The 7,709-nt window shown below is 68.1% G+C and carries 8 protein-coding genes; 2 read left to right on the forward strand and 6 right to left on the reverse strand.

Annotation, left to right across the window (positions count from 1 at the left end; genetic code table 11):
- Positions 1–3: 3 nt before the first annotated feature.
- The 6 genes from ZRA01_RS07745 to ahpC form a co-directional block, all read right to left on the reverse strand.
- A complete protein-coding gene (locus ZRA01_RS07745; RefSeq protein ID WP_141350958.1) occupies positions 4–2,214 on the reverse strand; it encodes a DUF802 domain-containing protein in 2,211 nt (736 codons plus the stop codon).
- Positions 2,211–2,960, reverse strand: coding sequence for a DUF3348 domain-containing protein (locus tag ZRA01_RS07750; protein ID WP_141350960.1), 750 nt, complete (start codon positions 2,958–2,960; stop codon positions 2,211–2,213). The genes ZRA01_RS07745 and ZRA01_RS07750 overlap by 4 nt, the downstream gene beginning before the upstream one ends.
- Positions 2,961–3,061: 101 nt before the next feature.
- A complete protein-coding gene (locus ZRA01_RS07755) occupies positions 3,062–3,565 on the reverse strand; it encodes a DUF4405 domain-containing protein (protein WP_141350962.1) in 504 nt (167 codons plus the stop codon).
- Positions 3,566–3,669: 104 nt separating this feature from the next.
- Positions 3,670–4,077, reverse strand: a complete 408-nt coding sequence (locus ZRA01_RS07760; RefSeq protein WP_141350964.1) for a c-type cytochrome — start codon at positions 4,075–4,077, stop codon at positions 3,670–3,672.
- Positions 4,078–4,304: 227 nt separating this feature from the next.
- On the reverse strand, positions 4,305–5,846 hold the full coding sequence (gene ahpF / locus ZRA01_RS07765) for an alkyl hydroperoxide reductase subunit F (RefSeq protein ID WP_141350966.1): 1,542 nt from the start codon (positions 5,844–5,846) through the stop codon (positions 4,305–4,307).
- A gap of 111 nt (positions 5,847–5,957) precedes the next feature.
- Positions 5,958–6,521: an alkyl hydroperoxide reductase subunit C gene (gene ahpC / locus ZRA01_RS07770; protein WP_141350968.1), complete on the reverse strand. Its 564-nt coding sequence runs from the start codon at positions 6,519–6,521 to the stop codon at positions 5,958–5,960.
- A gap of 180 nt (positions 6,522–6,701) precedes the next feature.
- On the opposite strand from ahpC, the gene bfr (ZRA01_RS07775) reads away from it, so the two are divergent.
- Positions 6,702–7,193: a bacterioferritin gene (bfr, locus tag ZRA01_RS07775; RefSeq protein ID WP_141350970.1), complete on the forward strand. Its 492-nt coding sequence runs from the start codon at positions 6,702–6,704 to the stop codon at positions 7,191–7,193.
- A gap of 12 nt (positions 7,194–7,205) precedes the next feature.
- Complete coding sequence (bfr, locus tag ZRA01_RS07780; RefSeq protein ID WP_141350972.1) at positions 7,206–7,679, forward strand: bacterioferritin; 474 nt, start codon at positions 7,206–7,208, stop codon at positions 7,677–7,679.
- The last annotated feature ends 30 nt before the right edge of the window (positions 7,680–7,709 follow it).

Consider the following 7,709-nt stretch of genomic DNA (forward strand, 5'->3'; position numbering starts at 1 on the left):
GGATCAGGCCTCGCTGGGTTGGGCCGCCTGGCGGGCCGGGAGCTGCTGCAGGTCGTCGACGATCTGCCGCTGCGACATGATGGAGAGGTCGATGATCTCCCGTGCCTGGGCCACGTAGTAGGCGAGCTGCTCGTCGCTGCGGCTCATCGACTGGGCGAGGGCGGCCTCGATGCGGCTGAGGGCGTCGGTGAGCTGCTGGTTGGATTCGCCGAAGCGCTCGACGGCAAAGCCGAAGGCCTCGCTGAGGCTGGCGACTTCGACCGCGCCGCCGGCGATCTGGGCGGCGGCCTCGGCGAGGCGGGTGGATTCGCTCTCGGTGCGCGCCTCGAACTGCTTGCCGACCCGCTCGAGCAGGCTGGCCGACGACGTGACCAGGGCGTCGATGGCGCTCTTCTGCTCGGTGGAGGCGTGGTTGATGCCGTCGAGCAGGCTGGCCAGGGTTTCCATGATGCGGCTGCGTTCTTCGAGCAGGCTGTTGTCGCGGGCGATGCTGGCGGACAGCTCGTGGCGCAGCTGGCCGATGACCTCGGCGGCGGCGCGGGGGGCCTCGGCGGCGGTGAGCATCAGGCGCTCGACCTCGGCGATGGTGTGGCGGGCCTCGGCCTGGGTGCTGGCGCTGAGGCTGCGGGCGGTTTCGTCGAGGGTCCGGCAGATCTCGGCCTGGCGGGCCTCGGCCGCGTTGCCGGCGTCCAGCCAATGCTGCTGCAGCGAGGCGGCCAGGGCCTCCAGCGCCTCGCCCATGCCGGTGAGGCGCTGGGCGTCGCGGGCAGCCAGCTCGGCCTGCAGCGCGGCGTGGGCGCCGTGCAGCGCGTCGAGCTGGGCCGCGGCGCCCCGGTCGAACTTGTCGACGAAGGCGGCGAGGGATTCGCGGGTGTCGCGGGCGAGGGCGTCGCTGGTCTGCTCGTGGCGGGCGAGGGCGGCGGTCCACGTGTCGGCGACGGTGGTGACGGTGGTGCCGAAGCGTTCGGCGAGGCTGTCGAGCTGGGCTTCGACCTTGTCGGCGAGCTGGCTGTGGCTGGCTTGCGTTGCCTGGGTGAGGCCGGCGAGGGTGCCGGCCAGCTCGGTCTGCAGCCGGGCGTGGGTGTGTTCCACGCTGGCCAGCAGGCTGGCGGAGCGGGCTTCGAAGGTGTCGGTGAAGCGCCCGAGGGTGGCGTCGAGGCCGGTCTGCAGGGCGTCGCTGGTGTGTTCGTGGCGGGCGAGGGCGGCGGTCCAGGTGTCGGCGACGGTGTTTACGGTGCTGTCGAAGCGCCCAGCGAGGCCGTCGAGCTGGGCCTTGACGGTGTCGGTGAGGGTTTCGCGCAGGCTGCTGGTTTCGCGGGCGATGCCGCCCATGGTGGCTTCGACCACCGGCTGGATCGCCTCGCCGGCGAGGCGCGCGCTGTGGCTGAGGCTGTCGCGCAGGGACTGGTCCACCGAGGTGGCGAGCTCGGTGTACAGGCCCTTGGCTTCCCGGTAATGGCTTTCCTGGCCGGCGAGCAGGCGTTCGCCCAACTGCTGGTTGTGGCGTTCGAGCTGGGCCATCATGGTTTGCAGGGTGTTCACCACTTCGGGCAGCGCCTGGGCCTGGGCCTGGATGGCCTTGAAGGCTTCCTGGCGCTGGTGGCCCAGGGAGAAGCCCCGCAGCGCGCCGGCGATGCGGGTGTCGAGCTGCTGCCCGGTGAGCAGGCGCTGGCGGCGGCACAGGGTGGACACCAGGCCCAGCATCGCCGAGGCGGCCACACCAGCCACCGAGGTGCCGAAGGCCACGCCCAGGCCCTTGACCGGCGCGGCCAGCGCGGCGCGGATGGTGTGCAGGTCGGTGGTGCTTTCAAGCGCCAGCACCGCGCCGTTGAGGGTGACGACCATGCCCAGGAAGGTGCCGAGCATGCCCAGCAGCACCAGCAGGCCCACCAGGTAGGGCGCCATGGTGGGGCCGGGCAGGCCGCTGCGTTCGCCTTCGATGCGCAGGCGCACGGCGTTGTGCAGCGAGGGATGGACCTTGCCGAGCCAGTCGCCGAGGCTGGCGAGCTCGTCGGGGATGGCTTCCAGTGCCCGCGCCAGCGAGGCGGTGGCCTGCTGGAAACGCAGCAGTTCGAGCCCGCCCGCAAGGTAAACCACGCCGATCAGCGCGGTCATCGTGAGGGCCAGCGGGCTGTGGCCGATGTAGCCGGCGCCCACCCAGCCCACGGCCAGCAGGCCCAGCAGGAAGGCGGTCAAAGTAAGCGTTCGGTTCATGGTTGTCTCGTTACCTCGTTGAGTGCGTCCATCAGGCCGGCCACTGGCTGCAGGCGCAGCTCGAGTTCGGCCAGCAGCACCGCCCGCATGTCCTGGCAGAAGGTGTGGAGCCAGGCCCCCGGCTGCAGCCACCGGGCCGGGTCGTCGGGGGTGGGCAGGGCGCTGCGGTGTGCTTGGTGGAGTTGTTCGAAATGCCGGCCCAGCAGCTGGGGCACGGTGGCGAGCAGGCTGCGCTCCCGGGGGGCCAGGGCCTGGTCAAGCACCCCGTCGAGGGCGGCCAGCTGGCGGAGCGCCGGGGCGCGTTGGGCCAGCCCGGCTCGCACGCTGGCGCGCAGCGGGGCGATGGCGGCGCCCATGTCCCGCTGGTGGGCCAGATAATAGCGGTGGTAGGGCAGGTAGTCGGCCGCGCCCGGGGTGCTGGCATGCCAGGCCGGCGCCGGCAGCCGGATGCGTGCCTTGCCGGGGGTGAGCACGCCGTCGGTGTTGATCGAGTCGAGCAGGGCGCCGCGCACGCGGGCGAACTCGTCCCGCAGCGCCGGGTGCTCCGCGGTGGCGGGGCCGCCCGCGGCGTCGGTTGAACCGTTGAGGGCCGAGAAAAGCGCGATCGCGTCGGCAAAGTCCAGCCATTGGCCGAGCCGGTCGGCGAACGACTGCCGGGGCGGGGCGGCGTCGGTGCTGACCAGATCGGAGAGGGCGCGGATGAGCCTGGAGCTATCGAAACTTGTACGCGGGGAACCTCGCGCCATAAAAACAACCGTTCAACAGCAAAAACGGCGCTAAGGCTACTACAAACCGGCAGGCAGGTCAGCGATGCCGATAGTCGTCCCGGCGCCGTCGGCCGCTCGTCTTACTGTGCCGTGGGTGTGCCGGCGGCGAGGACCCGGGCGAGGATGCGCGTGCGCCGGCGCATGTCGGGGCCGGCGAGCTCGCCGAGGGTCTGCGTGTCGGAGCTCGGCTGCAGGCCTTCGGCGGCGAGCTTGGCGCGCAGCGCTTCCGGCGTCTGCCGGGCGACGAGGGCGAGGGTGGACAGCGGCGCGTCGGAGAGCGCGCGCACCGAAGCCATGAAGGGCGGCTCGCCCTTGGCGGCGGGCGCGATGAAGCTGAGGGCCAGCACCAGCGCAAACGCGCCCATCACCGCCAGCCCACCGCGGGACGCGAAGTGGCGCTTGAAGCCACCGAGGTTGGCGAGCACGTGGAGCACGACACCGCCGAGCAGCAGCCAGCTGAGCCATTCGTGGGCGGCCTTGTTGAGGCCGCTATCCACGTGGAAGAAGATCAGGACGCCGGTGACGGCCGACAGCAGGAAGGCGCCCGCCGCGATCGGCGTGGCCCAGCTTCGTTGTACGTTCATGGTGAAACCCTCTGGAAGACCTGGGCCAATGGTCTTCCAGGGGCGTGTAAGCCGGCGTCAGCGCGGGGCAAAAGTGTGTAAAGCGTCTGCTGCCGATGGCGGGCTTACCTGGCCTGGATCCGGTTCAGGTAGTCGATGAGGGACAGGATGCGGGCCCGCGCATACATCTCCATGTTGTAGGGCATGTCGACGTAGTGTTCGCCGGCGCGGACGGTTTCGGCGCTGTAGGCCTTGCCCCAGATCGGCATGTCGCGGCTGCCGTGGCCCTTGACCGCCTGCCGGCCGTCAATCACCGCATAGACGTGTTCGAAGGGGAACACCCCGCCGTTGTTGCGGGACAGGGTGGTGAGGTCGGTGGGCGCCGTCCGCAGGATGTCTATCATGCCGCCGTCGCCCTTTCCGCTCTGGCCGTGGCAGACGGCGCAGCGGTCCATGTATTCCCGCTTGCCGCTGTCGTAGCGTTCGGCGGCCTGGGCGCCGACGCAAAAGGCCAGCGTCGATAGCGCGAGCACCTGCAGTGAGCTCGAGATCTTAATGATGCTTTCCCCTCCTTGTGTGGTGAATCCTGGGTGAAACCTTTTTATATTCACATCAGGGCGGCAGATTGGCCTGCTCTGGTTTCATCATAGGCGGGAATCTCCGGCGGGCAAGCACGGCCGACGGTGCTTTGAGAAAACGCAAAAAGCCCCGCCGGGCCGAACGTCGGCCGGGCGGGGCGGGGGCTTTTCGAGGCGCTTGCTCAGGCCCGGATCAGGTGATCGAAGGCGCTCAGCGAGGCGGTGGCGCCGGCGCCCATCGCGATGATGATCTGCTTGTACGGCACCGTGGTGCAGTCACCGGCGGCGAACACGCCGGGGATGGAGGTCTGGCCCTTGGCGTCGATGATGACCTCGCCGTGCCTGGACAGCTCGACCGTGCCCTTCAGCCAGTCGGTGTTGGGCAGGAGGCCGATCTGCACGAAGATGCCTTCGAGTTCGACCACCTGCTCGGCGCCGCCCACCCGGTCCTTGTAGCGGATGCCGGTCACCTTCTGGCCGTCACCGATCACCTCGGTGGTCTGGGCCGACTTGATCACCGTGACGTTGGGCAGGCTGTGGAGCTTCTTCTGCAGCACCGCGTCGGCGCGCAGGGTGTCGGCAAACTCCAGCAAGGTGACGTGGCTGACGATGCCGGCCAGGTCGATGGCCGCCTCGACGCCCGAGTTGCCGCCGCCGATCACCGCCACGCGCTTGCCCTTGAAGAGCGGGCCGTCGCAGTGGGGGCAGAAGCACACGCCCTTGGCCTTGTACTCGGCCTCGCCGGGCACGTTCATCTCGCGCCAGCGGGCGCCGGTGGACAGGATCACCGTCTTGCTCTTCAGCGTCGCGCCGTTCTCGAGCTGTACCTCGATCAGCTCGCCCGGCACCAGCTTGGTGGCGCGCTGCAGGTTCATCACATCGACCGCGTATTCCTTGACGTGCTGCTCGAGTGCCGCGACCAGCTTGGGCCCCTCGGTGTGCTGTACCGAGATGAAGTTCTCGATGCCCAGGGTGTCCATCACCTGGCCGCCGAAGCGCTCGGCCAGCACGCCGGTGCGGATGCCCTTGCGCGCCGCATAGACCGCCGCCGCCGCGCCGGCCGGGCCGCCGCCGACCACCAGCACGTCGAAGGCGTCCTTGTTGCCGATTTCCTCGGCGGCGCGGGCCACGGCGCCGGTGTCGAGCTTGGCGATGATCTCCTCGATCGTCATGCGGCCTTGGCCGAAGGATTCGCCGTTGAGGAAGACGGTGGGCACCGCCATGATCTTGCGTTCATCGACGAGGCCCTGGAACAGCGCGCCGTCGATCATCGTGCTGGTGACGCCGGGGTTGAGCACCGCCATCAGGTTGAGCGCTTGCACCACGTCCGGGCAGTTGTGGCACGACAGCGAGATGAAGGTCTCGAACTCGAACTTGCCCGGCAGCGCCTTGATCTGCTCGATCACCGCGGCATCCACCTTGGGCGGGTGGCCGCCGGTCTGCAGCAGCGCCAGCACCAGCGAGGTGAACTCGTGGCCCATCGGGATGCCGGCGAAGTGGATGCGCGGCGCTTCGCCCGGCTCGGCGACACCGAAGGACGGGCGCAGTGTGTGCTGGCCGTTGGTGCGCAGGGCGACCTTGTCGGAGAGCTCGGCGATGTCGGTGAGCAGGCCGCGGAGCTCCTGGGCCTTGGCGCTGTCGTCCAGGGAGGCGACGAGTTCGATGGGGCGTTGCAGGCGTTCGAGGTAGGCCTTGAGTTGGGCCTTGATGGTGGCGTCGAGCATGGTGTTCTCCCTTTCAGAAAGTGGGTGGATCCCGTCGCGAAGCGCTCGGTGGCCGAGCGCTTGACGCTGGAATCCTCGCCGGGCGGTGCCAGCGGGGGTTCTACGCTAAGTTTAGATCTTGCCGACCAGGTCGAGGGACGGGGCGAGGGTGGCTTCGCCTTCCTTCCACTTGGCGGGGCACACTTCGCCCGGGTGGCTCGCCACGTACTGGGCGGCCTTCACCTTGCGCAGCAGCTCGCTGGCATCACGGCCGATGCCCAGGTCGTGGATCTCGGCGACCTTGATCTCGCCTTCCGGGTTGACCACGAAGGTGCCACGCAGTGCCAGGCCTTCTTCTTCGATCATCACGTCGAAGCCGCGGGTGATCGCGCCGGTGGGGTCGCCGATCATCGGGTAGGTGATCTTCTTGATGGTGTCGGAGGCGTCGGCCCAGGCCTTGTGGACGAAGTGGGTGTCGGTGGACACCGAATACACCTCGACGCCGAGCTTCTGGAACTCGGGGTACAGGTCGGCCATGTCGCCGAGTTCGGTCGGGCAGACAAAGGTGAAGTCGGCCGGGTAGAAGAAGAAGATCGACCACTTGCCCTGCAGGTCGGCATCCGAGACCGGCACGAACTTGCCATTGTGGTAGGCCTGGGCCTGGAAGGGTTTCACTTTGCTGTTGATGATCGCCATGTCGTGTGCTCCTGGGTGAGATGTGAAAGACAACGGAACGAATATTAGAAAACTGAGAGTGATTGGTCTAATTGATTGATGGAATGGATGCGATTCTTTTTTCCTATCGCCCCCCGGGCGTCTTGCTTCGGGCGTCAAGAGGTGGGAGCCTTGACGTTTTGGACTACCAGGAGAACTTCCATGAACGGAGATCCGGGCATCATTGCCATCCTCGACGCGCTGCTGGCGGGCGAGCTCACGGCCGTCGATCAATACCTGATCCACGGCGAGACGTATTCCGACATGGGCTACGGCCGGCTGGCCGAAAAGGCCCTCCACGAGTCCGAGCACGAGCGCCAGCACGCCCGCGCGCTGATCCAGCGCATCCAGTTCCTCGGTGGCGTGGCCCATGTGGACAAGCGCCAGCCGATGAGCGTCGGCCAGACGGTGCCCGACATGCTGAAGGCCGACCTGGCGCTGGAGTACCACGTGGTCGGCGAACTCAAGAAGGCCATCGCGGCCTGCGAGCTGGCCCGCGACTACGTGAGCCGCGACATGCTGCTGGTCCAGCTCGAGGACACCGAGATGGACCACGCCTACTACCTCGAGAAGCAGCTGCGCCTGATCGACGCGGTCGGCCTGCCCAACTACCTGCAGAGCCAGATGGGGCCCGCCCCGTCCGAGCCGGTCTGAGGAGGCGCCACCATGAAAGGCACCAAAACCATCATCGGCATGCTCAACAAGGTGCTGACCAACGAGCTGACCTCGATCAACCAGTATTTCCTGCATGCCCGCATGTTCGGCAACTGGGGCTTCGAGCGGCTCAACGAGTACAACTACAAGCAGTCGATCCGGGTGATGAAGGAGGCCGACACGCTGATCGGCCGCGTCCTCTTCCTCGAGGGCCTGCCCAACCTGCAGAACCTGGGCAAGCTCTTGATCGGCGAGAACGTGGGCGAGTGCCTCGCCAATGACCTCCGCTACGAGCGCGAGATCCAGCGCCCGCTGCTGGTCGAGGCCGTCGCGCTGGCCGAGGCCGAGGCCGACTACGTGAGCCGCGATCTGCTCCAGGAGTTGTTGGAGGCCTGCGAGGAGGCCATCGACTGGCTGGAAACCCAGCTCGGCCTGATCAACGCCGTCACGCTGCCCAACTACCTGCAGTCGCAGATCGACAACTGAGCGCCCCAGGGCCGGGCTCCGCCCAGCCCG

Source organism: Zoogloea ramigera (assembly GCF_006539865.1).
In the GTDB taxonomy this organism is placed as follows: domain Bacteria; phylum Pseudomonadota; class Gammaproteobacteria; order Burkholderiales; family Rhodocyclaceae; genus Zoogloea; species Zoogloea ramigera.